The organism is Asticcacaulis sp. AC402 (genome assembly GCF_000495835.1).
Lineage (GTDB): Bacteria > Pseudomonadota > Alphaproteobacteria > Caulobacterales > Caulobacteraceae > Asticcacaulis.
Genome location: NZ_AWGC01000018.1, coordinates 1 through 17,286, shown reverse-complemented (window position 1 = coordinate 17,286; position 17,286 = coordinate 1). Strand labels below are relative to the sequence as shown.

Below are 17,286 nucleotides of genomic sequence, written 5' to 3'. Positions count from 1 at the left end.
CCGTTCCCACTGCAAAGCACGGCCTGACAAGGGTTTGCGCTCAACAAGAGCCCCCGCCGCCGGTCGGTCCGTCTCGGGACCCTGTTTATGAAGACGCAAACTCCGCCCGTTTTACCGTTTTTAACAAAGGCTTAATATTTACAAATGCTGTTAGGGAAGGGTGTTCGGCAACCCCTGAACAGGGGAGATCGCCGCCGGAACTGTCTCCGCGCACGGTATCATGTGCAAGGTAGAAAAGGGAAAGGCGAAAGGCGAAAGGCCTTCGCGTCTTAAGCGCTTTGGGCCGTCTTCAACACCACCGGCATGCGGCTGACGCGTTCGATCATCTGGAGTTGCTTTGGCACGCAGGTTTTCAGATCATAACAGCCGAGGATGGTTTCACGTGCGGCGGCGCGGATGGCGGGCGCGTTCGGATCTTCCAGGGCACGCACGACGTTCACGACCAGGTCGCCCGGGTCGAAGAAGTCCGTCAGCCAGCCATTCTCGCCGTCCTTCAGCACCTCCAGCACCGGCGCGGTATTCGACGCGATCAGGCGGCAGCCGGCCGACATGGCCTCCATGAAGGACCAGGACAGAACGAACGGATAGGTCAGGTAAATGTGCGCACTCGACACCTGCAACAGCGAAATATAGCGGGCATAGGGCAGATGGCCGAGGAAGTGGACGCGGCCAAAATCCGGGTGGGATGGCAGTCCGGTTTCTTCCAGCATGACATCTTTCCAGGTGTCGCCCCTTTTCGGCTTGGATCCGTAGGACACGCCGGTCGCGCCGCAGACCAGTAAGGTCGCGTTCGGCCGTGCCTTCAGTAACTCCGGCAGAGCGCGCATAAACGTCGGGAAGCCGCGATAGGGTTCGAGGTTGCGCGCCACGTAGGTGATGACCTCGTCCTGGGGGGTCAGGACACGGCCATCGGCCAGGACGAATTTCGCATTGGGATTCGGCCTGGCCGTATTGGTGTCGATGCCGTCGAAAATGACGTTGATCTTGTCCTGGAAGGGCTTGGGGTGGCGTGACATCTGCCACTGGGTCGGGCTCCAGCCGGCATCGCACAACTCAAGGCTCAGCAGGAGGTGGGCGTTGCGGGCGCGGATACGACAGTGGTCGTCGAAGGTGGTCGAGGTCGCCGGATCAAAACCGAAATCGGCGCCCTTGGACGCGTAGTAGAACTCGCAATAGCTGATCAGCGGCGAATTGGGGAAACTCTCCTTGACGAACAGGGTCTCACCCCAACCGGGGTGCGCCATGACCAGGTCCGGCCGCCAGCCCTCCTTGCGCAGATCCTGGCAGATGCGCGTCACCGCCTGACCGTGCAGCAAGCCATTTTCGAACTGGCGCATATAGTGGTGGGTGTTCTCGCGAACCTCGCGATGCGGCTCATACAGCAGCTTCGTCACGCCCGGGATCTCGATCTCCTTGCGCTTGGTAATGAAGCGGACGTCGTGACCCGCCGTCGCCAGCAAGGGCGCCAGGTGTTTGAACTGGCCGGGCATATTCTGATGGATGAGGAGAATTTTCATGGCCGGTAAAATGACGGTGGGTCGGGCCGGCTGTCAAGGCACTCCCGGACAGTTCAAAACACTCAACCGTTCAGTTGACGAGTCTTGTCGAGGCAGGTTTTGGACTGAAATTCACTGCGCAGCTAAAAAAGTGCATCACTCTCAATATCTTATACGCCATCTCCACGCTGGGGAGGTGGAGGCGCGCATAGCGAAGCAGACGGTGGGGTCTTCTTGCTTGCGCCAGCCTGGAGCGCAATCCGATAAAGTGTGACGCACTTTTCGGATAAATTGCGCGACAAAACAAAAACTTAGAGCGGGATTTTGATTCCATCAAATCTCATCCCGCTCTGGAAGAGTCAAATCCAGGCAACGTTGCTACAATACCGGATCCTGGCCGTCCCGTGAGCCCGCAAAAACACCTGGCGACACCGCCGGAGTGTCTTTACGGCGCAGGAACAGGTTTTTTCGGCAGATGTTCAACCACCAGCCAGATCAGGATTGCCAAAAGCGGAAACACCATGGGCGCGTACTGCCAGAAGGTGCCGACCATGGCTGGCGGCAGAATTTGCTGCTGACCCAGGAAAAACGAGCCGGAGGCGATGAACAGCGACATGCACATCCGCCACAGGTGACGCGAGATCCGCGACACGCCAGCTATGCTACGCCGGATAATGACGTGGATCTCACCTGCCGCCGCGAACAGACCGGCGACAATAAACAGCGCGAAGGCCTGGGGCGGCGATCCATCCACGGTTCCGGACGGGTCGTTCGCCCCCTGCCACATGAAAAGCCCACCGGCAGCAACGATCGCCAGAGCCGTGGCCAGGCCGCCATATTCGATCCAGCCGACCTTCGGGTCGCGGCGCCGCGCCGCCAGAAAGGCCGTGATCAGCAGGTATAGCGCCAGGATACCGGCGACGAAGTTCGGTCGCTGGCCCTCGGTCAGGAAGGGTGCGACACCGGCGCCGATGGCGTAGGTGACGAACATGGCCACGAAGAAGACTTTTCCCGCCGCGCGGTGAATGGTCCGGCCCTTGCGAGTCAGGATGGCCACGGTGCCCGACAACAGGCCCAGGGTACCGCCGCCAATATGGGCCCACAGCAGCGCGGCAGCGCCCCAGTGCAGCCAAAAGGGCGCGTCGGGGGCCGCCTGCAGGTTTTCGGCCCAGGCTGGCCCCGCAGCAAGACCGGTCATGGCTGCCAGCACACCCGTGCAGATGACGACCCGGTTCATGCTGTCACTCGCCAGCGTTCGACGCCGCCCACATAGGTTTTAAAGACATAGGACCACGGCACGGCGAACACGAACGGCGCCACCAGGGCACAGGCAAACACCATGTTTGCGGTCTGGGCATCGATGGTGCCGGCCTGCCAGCGCGGCAGGGCCACCGCCAGCATCCAGATCAGTTTCCAGGCCAGTTCGAACAGAATCAGCGGCAGGAATTTAAGCGGAGCCAGCACGCCCAGCACCGACAGCAGACCCAGGGCGCTCAGCATGGCGGTGACGGCCGCTTCCATCAACGGCAGTGTGGTGGCCGTCGGCAATTTCGTCCAGAACTGCCATGCAAGCCCAACAACCAAAACCAGATAACACGCCCGCAGCAGGTACAAACGCACCAAGGATACCTCTTTCAAGCAACGCTTCCCTATTCTTTTTCTGTTAGAGCGAGATGAGTTTTGATGGAATCAAAATCCCGCTCTAAGATTTTGTTTTGTCGCGCAATTTATCCGAAAAGTGCGTCACACTTTATCGGATTGCGCTCTGGCGAACAGCGATATCATGTAGCGGCAGACAGGCGAAGGCAATGACCGCCGGTGACACGGTAATTGACCACACGTAACAAAAGGGGTGTTTGGGCATGGAAGCAACCGTTTCAGCCGGACTGGCATCGGGACTTATCGATTTTGCGTCCGGGCGCGGGGCCGCCCGGGACGGCCTGATCAAAAGTGCCGGCTTTTCGGTACACAAGCTTAAGAATCCGGACAACCGCATCCCCTTTCGTCAGTACACGGACCTGATGCGCGCCGCCCAGAAGGCAACCGGCGACCCCGCCCTGGCCCTGCACTATGGCGAACAGGTCGGTATGTCCGAGGTTTCGGTCCTGGGGCTCATCATGGAGGCTTCGGCCACCATGGGCGAGGCTTTCCTGCAACTTCAGCGCTACGGCCGGTTGGCGACCGAGTTCGTCGATAGCGATCCCGGCCCGCGGGTCATGCTTATGCTGAAGGACGGCAAGCTGTTCATGGTGTTCAACCGCAGCCATCCCAACGACTTTCCGGAAATGACCGAGGAATCCTTCGCGCGCCTGGTCTGCGGCCCGCGCCGGTTCCTGGCCCAGCCCCATGTCCTGGCTATCCATGTCAGCCACCCGGCGCCCACCTACCGGGCCGAATACGACCGCATCTTCCAGTGCCCGGTGCATTTCTCCGCCGACTGGAACGCCATGGAACTGCACCCGGAGATTGCCGGCTGGACGGTGGCGCAAAACCCGCGCTACGTCTTCGGGCTCCTGACAAAACATGCCGATGGCCTTCTGGCCGAGCTGGACGGCGCGCGCACGCTGAAGGGCCGGTTGGAAGCCCTGCTGGTGGCAGATCTGCACAAGGGGGATGTCAGCATCGAAACCATCGCCGCGCGGCTCGGCTTCAGCCGGCAAACCCTGTTCCGCAAGCTGAAGGACGAAGGCACGACATTTGCGGCCGTGCTGGATGGCCTTCGGCAGCGGCTGGCGGAAGATTACCTGCTCGGCGGCAAGGCCTCGATACACGAAACCGCGTATCTGGTTGGTTTTTCCGAACCGGCCGCCTTCGCCCGCGCTTTCAAGCGCTGGACCGGACAGACGCCGGGCCAGTTCTGCCGGGCCTGCCAAGCCCTCCAGACAAATACCAAGCCTCATAAAGAATGATTCTTGGTATTTGCATTTTTTCAGCTCAGGCGCCGGACTAGGCGTCCCCCATGGCTCCTCGCACAAGCTCGGGCGCGCAGTCGCGCTTGCCAACCCGCAGTGTGTTAAGAATTTCGCGGGTTGGTATAACCGGGCGCGTCCTTATCATATATTGATTGGAGCCGCCTGTGCTGCAACGATATTACTTATGTTTGGCCTGTTAGTGTGCATCGCAACAACGCCCTCAAAGGAGCCTGACGATGGACACTCTTGACAAGCTTACCAACACATCTACCCCGACGCAGCCACGGGCCGACATCTACAACGATGGCGAATTCGGCATCGCGGCCACTGCCACGCTCGAAGCCAAGGCCGAAGACATCTTCGAAGACGTCAAGTACGCCGCCCGCAAGATCAACTGGATGCAGGTTGCAGGCTTCGCCGCGGCAGGCCTGGCAGTTGCTGCCGCCGGTTACGCACTGTACCGCAGCCAGTAGAGAACACCGGCCAGCCACCTGGAACGCCTGCGCGATCAATTGGGCCTGAACGATGTTGACGTCCGCCATCTGCGCTCGACCTATAACAGGGTTGATTTCGACAAGCTGAACCAGACCCGCCACGATCTGGCGCAGGCCGCCAGGAAGGCCACCCACACCAGCGCCAAAAAGGTCGCCGAGTGGACGCGATAACCCTATCGTCCGACCACGCTCTATTGCCCCGGCTGTCACCGCCGGGGCTTTTTTGTGTCGCACAGACCGCCAAATCTCCCGTCCGGTATCTGATCGCGACGGTTTGCTGTTGAGTCGGTGACAGGCAATTCGACGGAAACAACGCGCGCCTTCTTTTCGCGCCTTCGCGTCTTCGCGTGCTGCTTATGTCTCACGCGAAGACGCGAAGGCGCGAAGAAGAATTCATACCTATTCCGGCCATCCGGCGGGCCCAGCCCAAGCCTGTGCTTAGCACAAAGCCCTTCTCTTTCTTTTCGCGCCTTCGCGCCTTCGCGTGCACCAACCTTCGCCCTGACTGGATGCATGGATCAGGATATCCTGCGCGAACCATGTCGCTTCCGGCCTTTGCATGCTGCTTATGTCTCACGCGAAGACGCGAAGGCGCGAAGAAGAATTCATACCTCTTCCGGACAGCCGGCGGGCCCAGCCCATGCCTGCGCTAAGCACAAAGCCCTTCTCTTTCTTTTCGCTTCTTCGCGCCTTCGCGTGCACCAACCTTCGCTCCGATTGAATGCATGGATCAGGATATCCTGCGCGAGCCATTTCGCAGCCGGCCTTTGCGTGCTGCTTATGTCTCACGCGAAGACGCGAAGGCGCGAAGAAGAATTCATACCTATTCCGGCCATCCGGCGGGCCCAGCCCATGCCTGTGTTCAGCACAAAGCCCTTCTCTTTCTTTTCGCGCCTTCGCGCCTTCGCGTGCGCCAACCTTCACCTGACCGGGTCTCCGGATCAGGACATCCTGCGCGAACCACCCCGCACCCGGCCTTCGCCTGCAGCTTATGTCTCACGGGAAGACGCGAAGGCGCGAAGAAGAATTCATACCTATTCCGGGCGTCCGGCGGGCCCAGCCCAAGCCTGTGCTCAGCACAAAGCCCTTCTCTTTCTTTTCGCGTCTTCGCGCCTTCGCGTGCACCAACCTTCGCCCTGACTGGATGCATGGATCAGGATATCCTGCGCGAACCACCTCGCATCCGGTCTTCGCGTGCAGCTTATGTCTCACGCGAAGACGCGAAGGCGCGAAGAAGAATTCATACCTATTCCGGCCATCCGGCGGGCCCAGCCCATGCCTGTGTTCAGCACAAAGCCCTTCTCTTTCTTTTCGCGCCTTCGCGTGCACCAACCTTCACCCTGACTGGATGCCTGGATCAGGATATCCTGCGCGAACCATGTCGCATCCGGCCTTCGCGTGCAGCTTATGTCTCACGCGAAGACGCGAAGGCGCGAAGAAGAATTCATACCTATTCCGGCCATCCGGCGGGCCCAGCCCATGCCTGCGCTCAGCACAAAGCCCTTCTCTTTCTTTTCGCGTCTTCGCGCCTTCGCGTGCACCAACCTTCGCCCTGACTGGATGCATGGATCAGGATATCCTGCGGGAACCACCTCGCATCCGGTCTTCGCGTGCAGCTTATGTCTCACGCGAAGACGCGAAGACGCGAAGGCGCGAAGAAGAATTCATACCTATTCCGGCCATCCGGCGGGCCCAGCCCAAGCCTGTGCTCAGCACAAAGCCCTTCTCTTTCTTTTCGCGCCTTCGCGTGCACCAACCTTCACCTGACCGGGTGACCGGATGGTCGAGGTCATCCGTAGCCTCAACGACAGTGCCGTCGGATAGACCAGGTTTATCCACGGATAAGGCACCGATATCAGCGTGGCCGGCGCACGATCCGGCTCTGGTCGCCGCTGGACTCCGAGCGCTTTTCGCTCAAAAGGGGTGAGCTGTGACGCTGATGTCGACATGTCAACAATATCGTTTTTCTCTAACATGTGGAGATCGTCATGTTAAAAAAATTCGATTTTCTTAACATGTCGGTCCGCATGTGTTAAATCTCTTCACATGTTGAAGCCGACCTATGTCATCACTGACCTGCCGCCGCCCGTCGACTTGGAGACAATTCGCGTCTACAAGGCGCTGAACGTCGCTAGTCGCGCCCTGGCTGACCTCAAGGGCCAGGCCAAGACCATCCCCAATCAGGGCATATTGATCGATACCCTGGCCCTGCAGGAAGCCAAGGCGTCATCAGAAATCGAAAACATCGTCACGACGCAGGACGAACTGTTTCAGGCCGAACTGTTTCCCGAGGACGCACCGTCACCGGCGGCCAAGGAGGTTGCGCTCTATCGCGACGCACTGCGGCTCGGATTTGGGCGGCTTACCCAAACGGGCGGGCTTATTCCCAATGCCTGCCTTATCGACATGTTCCGGCTGCTCAAAGGGCGCGACGACGGCTTTCGGGTAATGCCGGGTACAGCGCTCAGGAATGAAGCCACAGGCCAGACTGTCTTTGTCCCGCCTCAGGATGCCCGTGACATTGTTGAGCACATGGCGCGACTCGAACGCTTCATCAACGACGACGAAATCTCGTCCCTGGACCCGCTGATCAAAATGGCGCTCATTCACCACCAGTTCGAGAGCATCCACCCCTTCCCGGACGGCAATGGACGTATCGGGCGTATTCTGAACGTGCTCTATCTGACTCGAACAGGTCTGCTGGACATTCCCATCCTCTATCTGTCTCGCCACATCACCCGGCACAAAGGTGACTATTACCGGCTGCTCCAGGCCGTGCGCGACGACGACGCGTGGGAAGACTGGGTTGTTTTCATGCTTGAAGCCATCGCGGAAACCTCATTGACCACGGTAACGCTCGTCGAAGGAATCCGGGAACAGATGGCCGATGTCAAACGTCGAATGCGCGTTGATATGCCGAAGCTCTACAGTCAGGATCTGCTGAACAATTTGTTCCGTCACCCCTATACACGCATCGAATATGTGCAGGATGACCTTGGCGTCACCCGGCAGACAGCCGCCAAATATCTCGATACGCTGGCTGAACATGGCTTTGTGTCCAAACATCAATCCGGACGCAGTAACTATTACATAAACCGAGACCTGGTGCGTATGTTCCTTGACGTATCCGGAGAGGCCAAAGACTCTGGCAAATCGTAAGAAGGACGTCGCAAATCCGATACGGCACGGGCGGTCAGCTTAACGCGGAAGGTCATAGTCGGCGCGCAAGTCGTTGAACACGTCCTGCGCCGGTCGCGTCCGTCCCATGGCCACGTCTTCCAGACCTTGTCGTAGGCCTTCTTCGGCATTGGCCGCGGCCGCCAGGTCCAGCAGGCGCTGATACGATTCGGCGTCCTGCAAGACCGCCGCCGCCCGCCCGTTGACCGTCAACACCATGGCGCGTCCCGTTTCGCGGATATGCTGCAGGAATTCCGCAGAATGATTGCGGAACGTCGTCATCGACTGGATGTCCCGGGTGATGGCCATGGGTGGCGACCTCGTCATGAGTAAGCTCTGTGACACCTTTCGGAATGCCAGATTTATTCGAATGCGTCACCAGAGCGCAACCCGATAAAGTGTGTGGCTCCGGCACGGGCCCTCCCGTTTTCGGAAAAATTGCGCGACAAAACAGAAACTCAGAGCTGGGTTTTGAGTCCATCAAAACGCATCCCACTCTAAGCCTTCGCGGCGATGACCGCGCCCTGATAGGTGGCGGCAATAAAGTCGCGCACCTTTTGCGATGTCAGGGCCACCGCCAGGGCCGCAATGCGCGGGTCAGCCTTGTTGTCCTCGCGCGCCACCAGATAGTTGAGATACGGGCTGTCCGGACCTTCGATGATCAGCGCGTCCTTTTGCGGATCCAGCTTGGCGTCCAGAGCATAGTTGGTGTTGATCAGGGCGAGATCGACCTCACCCAGCACCCGCGGCAACGACGGCGATTCCAGTTCCTTGAACACAAACCCCTTCGGATTGGCGACGATGTCCTTGGGTGTGGCGGCGATATTGCCCGGATCCTTCAAAGTGATCACCCCGTTCTTGTGCAGCAGGATCAGGGCGCGGCCGGTATTGGTCGGATCGTTGGGCACGGCGATGACCGCGCCAGGCTTCAGCCCGGCGATGGTCTTGACCTTGCGCGAATAGGCGCCGAACGGCTCGACATGGACGCCGACCACTGGCACCAGCCTGGTGCCGCGCTCGGCATTGAAAGCGTCGAGATACGGCAGGGTCTGAAAGTAGTTGGCATCGATCAGCTTCTGGTCGACCTGCAGGTTGGGCTGGACGTAATCGTTGAAAACCTTGATCTGCAGATCGATCCCCTGCCCTGCCAGGTCCGGCTGGATGGCCTTCAAAATCTCGGCGTGGGGCACGGCGGTGGCCGCGACGGTCAGGACATTGGCCTTGGATTGCGGCTGAGCGCAGGCGCCGACGGCCAGGCCCGACAGGACAAAAAGACGGCGAGACAGCATGACGAACTCCTATCGTTTATGGAAACGCGCCACGAGGGCGTCGCCGAACATTTGCAGCCCCTGGACCAGGACAATGATCAGGGCAACCGTGACCACCATGACGTCGGTCTGGAAGCGTTGATAGCCGTAGCGCACGGCCAGGTCGCCCAGCCCGCCCGCCCCGACCACCCCGGCCATGGCGGTATAGGACACAAGGGCAATGGCGGTGACGGTGACCGCGGCGATGAGGCTGGGCATGGCCTCGGGCAGCAGGGTGTGCAGCACGATCTGGCGCTTGCTGGCGCCGAGCGCCTGGGTCGCTTCGACGACCGAACGATCGACTTCACGCAGGGCCGTCTCGACCAGGCGGGCGAAGAAGGGCGCAGCGCCCAGGACCAGGGGCGGAATGGCGCCGCGCACGCCCAGCGACGTCCCGACCAGGGCCAGGGTGACGGGAATCAGCAGGATGAACAGGATGACGAAGGGGATCGAGCGCAGCACATTGACGACCAGGCTGAGCAGGCCATAGGTCAGGCGGTTCGGCGCCAGGCCGGTCGGCGAGGTCATCGACAGCCACACACCCAAGGGCAAACCCAGCGCAACACTGAGCGCCAGCGAGCCGATCAGCATGGCCACAGTTTCCCAGCTGGCCAGGGCGATTTCACCAGGGTCTATGTTGCTGAAAAAAAGCGCGAGGTCGTTCATGCTGCTGCCTCCACGCGCACGCCGCGTTGTTGCAAACGCTCGATAACCAGAGCGCGGTCGGGGCCGGCAATATCGACAATCAGGTGGCCGTAGGGCACGGACTTCAGCGCCGAGACCTGGCCGGACAGGATGCTGAAGCGGACATCGGCCCCCTGGGTCGCAGCGCTGAGGGCGTCACCGGTGACCACCTCGCCGAAATAGGTCAGGCGCAGGCGGTCGGCGGACGGACCGGTGCCGGCCGGCGGGACCGGCAACAGATGGCGGCCCAGGCTGCGCGCGGCGTCGCTTTGCGGATCGAAGAGCACCTGGGCGACATCACCGACCTCAGCCAGGCGGCCATGATCCAGCACAGCGACCCGGTCGCAGATGCGGCGCACGACGTCCATCTCATGGGTGACGATGACCACGGTCAGGCCGAGGTCGCGGTTCAACTCGGCCAGCAGGTCCAGCACGCCCTGGGTCGACTCGCCATCCAGCGCGCTGGTCGGTTCGTCGCACAGCAGGATGTCCGGCGAATTGGCGAGGGCGCGGGCGATCGCCACGCGCTGTTTCTGGCCGCCGGACAATTGCGACGGATACTTGTGGGCGTGATCGCCCAGACCAACCCGATTGAGCAGGTCATCGACCCTTGTGTGGTCGCCGGCATCGAGCCTGGGCTTGGCCAGTTCGAGGGCGAAGGCGACGTTCTGGCGGGCGGTGCGCGACGACAGCAGGCCGAACTGCTGGAAGATCATGCCCAGCTTGCGGCGTAACTGGATGAGGTTGCGCGGCTTTAGGCTGGCCAGGTCGGTGCCGTCGATCAGCACCTTTCCACGGGTCGGCGTTTCCAGCCGGTTGATCAGCCGCACCAGGGTGGACTTGCCCGAACCGGAAAGGCCGATGATTCCGAAGACTTCGCCGCGTTTGACAGCAAAGCTGACATCACTCAGCGCATCCTGCGATCGGCCGGAAGCGGTAAATCGTTTGGCGATGGCTTCGAACTGGATCAGGGACACGGCGGCTCGGCGGTAAAGTTGCAGCCGAAACGGATAGGGTGTTACGGCGGCCGTCACAAGCCAGCTTTTTCAAACCTTCGACTTAGGGGAGCTATTGGGTAGTAACGGATGGAACAGCCACGACGGCGCCAGACGTGTCACGAAGATCACGCCACGTCGTTTGGCAACCTCGGGAATACGGTGACAAGAATTCAGTGACAGCAGCATCATGTCCTACCGGCCTGGAACGCGTACTCGGGGTCAAGCCGGGATCAGCCCGTGGATGTGTTGAGACGCTTCATCGTCTTCGCAGCGTGCACTTGCGCCCCCGCTCCAAAAACTACGGTTACCGGGCGGAACCGGGGAAACGCAAACCCGCCCAGGTCGCGTGACACAGATTTTTCACGGGGTATAGGCTGTCACTGTTTTCCCGACCACTTTGTTACGGAAACCGTGGTCGACGATGAAAGCCCTGCCCTCGCGTCCGGGTTTCGTGCTATGGCGTTCGTTAGACCTGGGTCGACTGGACATGTGGGGATTGATGCTGAGCCTTGAAGGTGCAGAACTCTTTTGGCGGCTCGTGCTCAGCTATATGGGCATCGGTCTGGTTGTCGGCATGGCGTTGTGTCTCGGTCTCGTGGGCCGTTTTGACCCCGTAGCCGCCAGGGCGCCCTGGAATGTCCGGCTGCTCTTTTTGCCTGGCATGATCTTGTTGTGGCCTCTCATGATCATCAAAGCCATAAAGGGAAAACGATAGTTATGCTGCGTTCTCACCGCCGCGCCCATTTTTTGATCTGGCTTATCGCCACAGCCATCATTGTGGGGGCTTTGGCGACGGGCATCCTGGTCCGGCCAACGCGTGGAAGCGATCCATCAAAGCCGCTGTCCCAACAACCCATGCACGACACTCCGGAGCACCGCCATGTCTCATGATTACCGCATGGTGCAATGGAACCCGTTCAAGAAGGTTTTCGATGTCTTTCTGGCCATAGGCGTTGTGGCTTTTTTGGCCGTCTATGCCCTGGGCAGTACAATGGCCCAGCCGGCCGGAAATGCGCTTACGCCGATCCAGCTGGGCATCCGCATGTCGGGCACGGCGGCCTTTATACTGTTGACGCTGATCTTGTGCATCGGGCCATTGGCCAGGTTGTCCGTTCGGTTTAATCCAGCGCTCTACAATCGACGGCACGCCGGTGTTTTGTGTTTCTTCCTGGTATGCCTTCATGCCGCCCTCGTCATCTTGTGGTACCACGGCTTCTCAACCGTCAATCCCTTCATTTCGTTATTGATTTCCAATCCTCGCTATGAGTCCATCCAAGGGTTTCCCTTTGAGTCCCTGGGTCTCGCGGCATTTTTTATTCTGTTTTTGCTGGCCGCGACCAGCCACGATTTTTGGAACGCCATTTTAGGCCCTTCCGTTTGGAAGGCGCTGCATATGGGTGTTTATTTCGCCTACGTGCTTGTGGTGGGGCATATCATGCTGGGCGCAGCGCAATCCGCGCGTTTTGATCTCTATGCCTGGCTCGTGGCCGGCGCAGCACTCTTCGTGTGCGGACTGCATCTGTTGGCAGCCGTTCGCGAGCGGGCACGCGACAGCGCCAGGCCCTTGGAAAAAGATGGCTGGATGAATGCTGGGGTGGCCGAAACCATAGACACGGGTCGTGCGCGGATACTGACACCGCCCAAGGGTGAGCGCATTGCCATTTTTCGTGACCAGGAGCGTTTTTTTGCCCTGTCCAATGTGTGCCGTCACCAGGGCGGGCCTTTGGGCGAAGGACGTATCGTTGATGGCTGCGTCGTGTGTCCCTGGCACGGCTTCCAGTACCAACCGCACGATGGCTGTTCGCCACCGCCATTCACGGAAAAAGTATCCACCTATCAAACGCGAATCTTTGACGGGATTTTGTACGTGCATGCACAGCCCTTCCCGCCTGGCACCCCCGTTGCCCCGTCCATTTTCGTTTCGAAGACAAGCCCATGAGCCATGATCCGAACCCAAAAGACAGCTTTTTCATAGGCTGGGCCGCGACGCCAAAACGCGACCGGCGGTTTATGCTGGGTGCAGCCCTTGCCGCGATAGGGGCTGGCACGACCTTGAGTCTTCTGATGGCAAAACAGCACGAAGCCGTAGGCAAAGGTCAGTGGGACCAAGCGAAAAGCGTGACCTTATCTGGTTATTTCATCCGCGATCCCTGGCCCTTGCTTCTGGTCACACAGCCAGACGGGACCCTCGAAACAGTTTTGTTGGTCGGTAATGGCAAGACCGCCATTTTTGATCGCTTGCCCGAGCCCTTGCCAAGTTTTGCGCAGGTTACGGGCACCATGATCCAGCGCGGCGCCCACAGGATGCTGGCCGTGTCAGATAAAAAGGACTGGTTAATCGCCTTATCCGGGGGTGACAATACGGATACCGTCCCCATAAATCAGTACAAGGATGAAGGTTCGGCAACGCTGTCAGGCGAAATTCTTGACGCCAAATGCTGGTTCGGCGCCATGCGGCCCGGCAATGGCAAGGTCCATAAGGCATGCGCTGCCCTTTGTGTCCGCGGCGGACTGCCGGTCGCGTTTTGTACCAACCTCTGCTCGGACTCATCGGATATCTATTTGGTTCTCGACCCTGACGGTAAGCCGCACGGCGAGGATATCCTGCCACTGGTCGCTGATCTTGTTTATGCCGATGGCAGAATTGTTAGTTATGGCGGCTTCAAACAGTTTCGTGTAGCCATCGGTAATATCATACGCCTTTAAGGCTGGGTTGAGCTGCATCACAAACTGGATCGCAATCCGATAAAGTGGACGCCACCGCACGGGCGCTCCCGTCGACCATCGGTCGCAATCTCCGCAAGACCAGGCTTGCCGCACAGGTGCGCATACCGCTCTAATCTATGCGCAAGGCAGGCGCCCCCGCTCCCAAAAGCAACGGTTGCCGGACGGAACCGGGGAAACGCAACCGCGCCCGCGTCGCGTGAAACAGATTTTTCACAGGGTATATTCTGTCACGTTTTTTCAAACGCTGTTTTCCACAACGGCCCTCCCTTGTTCGCATTTTAATATTGCAAGTCATTTGCAACTGGCGTAATTGATCCTCGAATTTTACGAATGTTAATGGTGCCCGCATGAAATCCTGGTTGCTGCTTACCTCTGCCCTTTTTGCTTTTCCCCTTATCGCCCAGGCCGGGGACGGTAAGGATGTTCAGACCATCATCGTCATCGGCAAGGCCAAGGGTTATCTCGCCACCAACTCGGTGACAGCGACGAAGACCGACACGCCGCTGCTCGACGTACCGCAGAGCATTCAAGTGGTAACGCGTCAAAGGCTCGACGATCAGGCTCACTACGCAATGGCCGATGTCGTGCGGTATGTTCCCGGCACAACCATCGGCCAGGGCGAAGGCAACCGCGACCAGATCACGCTGCGCGGGCAGAACACGACCGCCGATTTCTTCCTTGATGGCGTGCGCGACGACGTTCAATACTATCGCGGCCTCTACAACATAGAGCGTGTGGAAATCCTGAAGGGGCCGTTCGCCCTTATTTTCGGGCGCGGGGGTGGCGGGGGCATCATCAACCGTGTGCAGAAGACACCATCGACGGGCGCCTTGTCCGTGGGCGGAGCGGCCAGCCTGAACACGTTCGGCGCATCGAACATTTCGGCAGACATCAACGCCCCCCTCAGCGCCAGGTCTGCTTTTCGGCTCAATGCGAACTACGAAAGCCTCGACAACCATCGTGACTTTTTTGGCGGTGAGCGCTACGCCATCAATCCCTATTTTGCGTTCGATCTGGGCGATTGGAAGCTGGGCCTGTCCTACGAATATGTGAATGATGACCGCGTCACCGATCGCGGCATTCCCTCGATCGCCACTGTAGCTGGCCAGCCCAACCGCCCCATCACCGGCTACAACAGCACCTTCTTTGGCACCCCCGGCGTCAACCGCGCCGGGCTTGAAGCGCACATTGTCAAGGCACGCCTCGACGGCGAACTGGCCGAGAACCTCAACTGGTCAACCACAATTCTTTACGGCGATTACGACAAATACTACGCCAATGTTTTTGCCAATGGCGCGGCCACCGGCCAGACGGGCACCGTCGCGCTCTCGAGCTATATCGATCCGACCAGGCGGCAGAATTTCATCGTGCAGACCAATCTTTTGTGGGATGCAACCGTCGGGCCCTTCGGCAACAAGATCCTGCTGGGCCTTGAGTATGGTGACCAGGCGTCCTCAAACCAGCGGCGTAACGGCACCCTGTCCAGTGCCACGCTCAACCTTGCCAATATCGTCTATCCGACCGTGACCTTCGGCGCGCTTTCCCGAGACACGGTTTCGGATGTTCAGGTCTTTTCGGCCTATGCACAGGACCAGATCAGCTTTGGCGAGCACGTCGATGTCGTGGTGGGGCTGCGGTATGATCGGTTCGAGATCAGGGGCACCGACCGGATCGGCACGCCGCGACCGTTCGCGCGCACCGACGAAAAAGTCAGTCCGCGCCTTGGCGTGGTTCTCAAGCCGCAAGACAACATTTCAATCTACGGTAGCTACAGCCAGTCATTTCTGCCGCGTTCGGGTGACCAGTTCCTGACGATGACGACGTCGCAAGCTAACCTGGAGCCGGAAACCTTCACCAATCACGAGCTTGGTGCGAAGTGGGATATCAGGCCAAATCTCAACGTCACACTTGCTTTGTTCCAGCTTGATCGGACCAATGCCACCACGCCTGATCCGAACAATGTCACCGCCACCATCAACATCGGTGAGACGCAAACCAGGGGTGCCGAGTTTGTGGTAACAGGCCGGATCACGCCCCGGTGGCAAATCAGTGGCGCCTATACGTACCAGGACGCTCGGTTGACAGGCAATGACTTCGTCAAGCTGGCGCAAGTGCCGGAACACCAGCTCGCGGTTTGGAACCGCTATGATGTCAATAGCAGCCTGGGTGTCGGTTTGGGCGCCATACATCAGGCAAGCCAGTTCGCTGCCATCCGCACCTCTGCGACAACCACGCGCTTGCCGGCCTTCACACGCGTCGATGCGGCAGTGTTCTTCAAGGTAAGCGAACGCGTCTGTTTCCAGGTCAATGTGGAGAATGTCTTCGACATTGACTATGTCTCGGACGCGCATAACAACAATAACATTACGCCCGGAGCGCCGCTTAATGCCCGGTTCACCGCGCGGGTAAAGTTCTGATGTGGCAACCGGTGTCGAAAAGGAGCTCCGGCGCAATTTATACCAACCCACGATGACCTTGACTCATCGTGGGTTGGCAAGGGCGCCAAAGAACGCTTCTTGGCCGCCCGAGCTTGTGCGAGGAGCCATCGGGGCCGCCCGTGCGGCGGCGCTTGAGCTAAAAAAAGCGAATACCAACCGCACCTTATCCGGCAGGATGTTTCAGTCTTTATGAGGGTTCGTATTTGCTGCCGACTGGGTGCCGGCTCGTGGTGGTTTCACCTAGGAACCAACACCCTGCAGCACGCCTTTCGACTCCGATCTCGGGCCGGGCGACTAGTGAGAGGACGGCCACGCAAGCAACGTGACGAAGAGGCATCGGAGGATCATCAGACGCCGTTGCTGTAAGTTCCGTAATTGTCTTTGCCCCCTATTCTCGCTCCGGTTCGGACGTCTATTACATCGACGCCACCGACACCCTTACCGAAGACGCGCAGCATCAACATGATGGTCGCTCGTTCTTTTGCCCCCAAGTAGCTGTACAGCTGGCCCATGCGCAAACTCCGCAATCAACCCAGGCATGATCGCCTGTTCTGAATAACGGTGACAGGTTATAGAATGCGGTAATGTTCGTCGGCTTTCCCAATGCCAGTTTCTCGTTAGTCTTCTGTCATGCGCCCCATTTTGACAACAAAAAACCTACCAAGGCGACCTGGTAGGTTGATTTTATTGTTGATCTTGGTTGCGGGAGCAGGATTTGAACCTACGACCTTCAGGTTATGAGCCTGACGAGCTACCGGGCTGCTCCATCCCGCGCCAAGATGGTAAAAGGACCGGACAGCATTTACGCGATCCGGTCCTTAAGGCTTGTATATGAAGGGTTCTGGCAACTGTGTTCAATAGACCTGGCGACGACCTACTCTCCCGCGACTTAAGACGAAGTACCATCAGCCCAGGAAGGCTTAACGACCGAGTTCGGAATGGGATCGGGTGGGGACCTTCCGGCATAGTCACCAGGTCAACTGAACACAGCTGCATTGATTTTGAGAAGACATTGTCAGGACTTACCCGACATTTGTATGTGTTTGCATGTTG

The 17,286-nt window shown here is 59.0% G+C and carries 15 protein-coding genes, 1 tRNA gene and 1 rRNA gene; 8 read left to right on the top strand and 9 right to left on the bottom strand.

What is annotated here, in order from left to right:
- Window positions 1–269: 269 nt before the first annotated feature.
- The 3 genes from ABAC402_RS31535 to ABAC402_RS31525 all read right to left on the bottom strand — a co-directional run bounded on the left by ABAC402_RS31535 (window position 270) and on the right by ABAC402_RS31525 (window position 3,119).
- The gene (locus tag ABAC402_RS31535; protein ID WP_023449789.1) at window positions 270–1,517 is read right to left on the bottom strand and encodes a glycosyltransferase family 4 protein; all 1,248 of its coding nucleotides are present in this window, start codon (window positions 1,515–1,517) and stop codon (window positions 270–272) included.
- A 424-nt stretch (window positions 1,518–1,941) separates the two neighbouring features.
- Window positions 1,942–2,733, bottom strand: a complete 792-nt coding sequence (locus ABAC402_RS31530) for a hypothetical protein (RefSeq protein WP_023449788.1) — start codon at window positions 2,731–2,733, stop codon at window positions 1,942–1,944.
- Complete coding sequence (locus tag ABAC402_RS31525) at window positions 2,730–3,119, bottom strand: hypothetical protein (protein WP_155847389.1); 390 nt, start codon at window positions 3,117–3,119, stop codon at window positions 2,730–2,732. Before ABAC402_RS31525 ends, ABAC402_RS31530 begins: the two co-directional genes overlap by 4 nt.
- Before the next feature lie 239 nt (window positions 3,120–3,358).
- On the opposite strand from ABAC402_RS31525, the gene ABAC402_RS31520 reads away from it, so the two are divergent.
- From ABAC402_RS31520 to ABAC402_RS31510, 4 genes are all read left to right on the top strand, one after another.
- Window positions 3,359–4,405 carry an AraC family transcriptional regulator gene (locus tag ABAC402_RS31520; protein WP_023449786.1) on the top strand — a complete coding sequence of 349 codons (1,047 nt, stop codon included), beginning with the start codon at window positions 3,359–3,361 and terminating at the stop codon, window positions 4,403–4,405.
- Window positions 4,406–4,644: 239 nt separating this feature from the next.
- Complete coding sequence (locus tag ABAC402_RS31515) at window positions 4,645–4,881, top strand: hypothetical protein (RefSeq protein WP_023449785.1); 237 nt, start codon at window positions 4,645–4,647, stop codon at window positions 4,879–4,881.
- Between the two features lie 39 nt (window positions 4,882–4,920).
- Entirely contained in the window at window positions 4,921–5,073 is a 153-nt protein-coding gene (locus tag ABAC402_RS40240) for a hypothetical protein (RefSeq protein WP_023449784.1), read from the top strand.
- 1,875 nt (window positions 5,074–6,948) lie between these two features.
- Window positions 6,949–8,061: a Fic family protein gene (locus ABAC402_RS31510; protein WP_023449783.1), complete on the top strand. Its 1,113-nt coding sequence runs from the start codon at window positions 6,949–6,951 to the stop codon at window positions 8,059–8,061.
- Between the two features lie 39 nt (window positions 8,062–8,100).
- On the opposite strand, the gene ABAC402_RS31505 is transcribed toward ABAC402_RS31510, so the two are convergent.
- From ABAC402_RS31505 to ABAC402_RS31490, 4 genes are all read right to left on the bottom strand, one after another.
- Window positions 8,101–8,406: a type II toxin-antitoxin system Phd/YefM family antitoxin gene (locus ABAC402_RS31505; RefSeq protein ID WP_235079958.1), complete on the bottom strand. Its 306-nt coding sequence runs from the start codon at window positions 8,404–8,406 to the stop codon at window positions 8,101–8,103.
- Window positions 8,407–8,576: 170 nt separating this feature from the next.
- Window positions 8,577–9,368, bottom strand: coding sequence for a MetQ/NlpA family ABC transporter substrate-binding protein (locus ABAC402_RS31500; RefSeq protein WP_023449781.1), 792 nt, complete (start codon window positions 9,366–9,368; stop codon window positions 8,577–8,579).
- Between the two features lie 9 nt (window positions 9,369–9,377).
- The gene (locus ABAC402_RS31495; protein ID WP_023449780.1) at window positions 9,378–10,052 is read right to left on the bottom strand and encodes a methionine ABC transporter permease; all 675 of its coding nucleotides are present in this window, start codon (window positions 10,050–10,052) and stop codon (window positions 9,378–9,380) included.
- Window positions 10,049–11,041 (bottom strand): ATP-binding cassette domain-containing protein, encoded by a 993-nt coding sequence (locus ABAC402_RS31490; RefSeq protein WP_031235637.1) that lies wholly within the window; start codon window positions 11,039–11,041, stop codon window positions 10,049–10,051. The genes ABAC402_RS31495 and ABAC402_RS31490 overlap by 4 nt, the downstream gene beginning before the upstream one ends.
- A gap of 448 nt (window positions 11,042–11,489) precedes the next feature.
- Between ABAC402_RS31490 and ABAC402_RS31485 the strand changes: the two genes are divergently transcribed.
- From ABAC402_RS31485 to ABAC402_RS31470, 4 genes are all read left to right on the top strand, one after another.
- Window positions 11,490–11,783, top strand: coding sequence for a hypothetical protein (locus ABAC402_RS31485; protein WP_023449778.1), 294 nt, complete (start codon window positions 11,490–11,492; stop codon window positions 11,781–11,783).
- A gap of 102 nt (window positions 11,784–11,885) precedes the next feature.
- The gene (locus ABAC402_RS31480) at window positions 11,886–13,007 is read left to right on the top strand and encodes a Rieske 2Fe-2S domain-containing protein (protein WP_155847388.1); all 1,122 of its coding nucleotides are present in this window, start codon (window positions 11,886–11,888) and stop codon (window positions 13,005–13,007) included.
- Window positions 13,004–13,774, top strand: coding sequence for a hypothetical protein (locus ABAC402_RS39280; protein ID WP_023449776.1), 771 nt, complete (start codon window positions 13,004–13,006; stop codon window positions 13,772–13,774). Before ABAC402_RS31480 ends, ABAC402_RS39280 begins: the two co-directional genes overlap by 4 nt.
- 368 nt (window positions 13,775–14,142) lie before the next feature.
- A complete protein-coding gene (locus ABAC402_RS31470) occupies window positions 14,143–16,212 on the top strand; it encodes a TonB-dependent siderophore receptor (RefSeq protein ID WP_023449775.1) in 2,070 nt (689 codons plus the stop codon).
- A gap of 718 nt (window positions 16,213–16,930) precedes the next feature.
- On the opposite strand, the gene ABAC402_RS31465 is transcribed toward ABAC402_RS31470, so the two are convergent.
- Window positions 16,931–17,007, bottom strand: a tRNA-Met gene (locus ABAC402_RS31465).
- 87 nt (window positions 17,008–17,094) lie between these two features.
- Window positions 17,095–17,209, bottom strand: a 5S ribosomal RNA gene (gene rrf, locus ABAC402_RS31460).
- Window positions 17,210–17,286: the final 77 nt, after the last annotated feature.

Excerpts from the sequence above, each read along its gene's own strand:
- ABAC402_RS31485 (WP_023449778.1), top strand. The coding sequence starts at position 11,490 with ATGAAAGCCCTGCCCTCGCGTCCGGGTTTCGTGCTATGGCGTTCGTTA.
- ABAC402_RS31510 (WP_023449783.1), top strand. The coding sequence starts at position 6,949 with ATGTTGAAGCCGACCTATGTCATCACTGACCTGCCGCCGCCCGTCGAC.
- ABAC402_RS31470 (WP_023449775.1), top strand. The coding sequence starts at position 14,143 with ATGAAATCCTGGTTGCTGCTTACCTCTGCCCTTTTTGCTTTTCCCCTT.
- ABAC402_RS31495 (WP_023449780.1), bottom strand. The coding sequence starts at position 10,052 with ATGAACGACCTCGCGCTTTTTTTCAGCAACATAGACCCTGGTGAAATC.
- ABAC402_RS39280 (WP_023449776.1), top strand. The coding sequence starts at position 13,004 with ATGAGCCATGATCCGAACCCAAAAGACAGCTTTTTCATAGGCTGGGCC.
- ABAC402_RS31515 (WP_023449785.1), top strand. The coding sequence starts at position 4,645 with ATGGACACTCTTGACAAGCTTACCAACACATCTACCCCGACGCAGCCA.
- ABAC402_RS31535 (WP_023449789.1), bottom strand. The coding sequence starts at position 1,517 with ATGAAAATTCTCCTCATCCATCAGAATATGCCCGGCCAGTTCAAACAC.
- ABAC402_RS31530 (WP_023449788.1), bottom strand. The coding sequence starts at position 2,733 with ATGAACCGGGTCGTCATCTGCACGGGTGTGCTGGCAGCCATGACCGGT.
- ABAC402_RS31505 (WP_235079958.1), bottom strand. The coding sequence starts at position 8,406 with ATGACGAGGTCGCCACCCATGGCCATCACCCGGGACATCCAGTCGATG.
- ABAC402_RS31500 (WP_023449781.1), bottom strand. The coding sequence starts at position 9,368 with ATGCTGTCTCGCCGTCTTTTTGTCCTGTCGGGCCTGGCCGTCGGCGCC.
- ABAC402_RS31520 (WP_023449786.1), top strand. The coding sequence starts at position 3,359 with ATGGAAGCAACCGTTTCAGCCGGACTGGCATCGGGACTTATCGATTTT.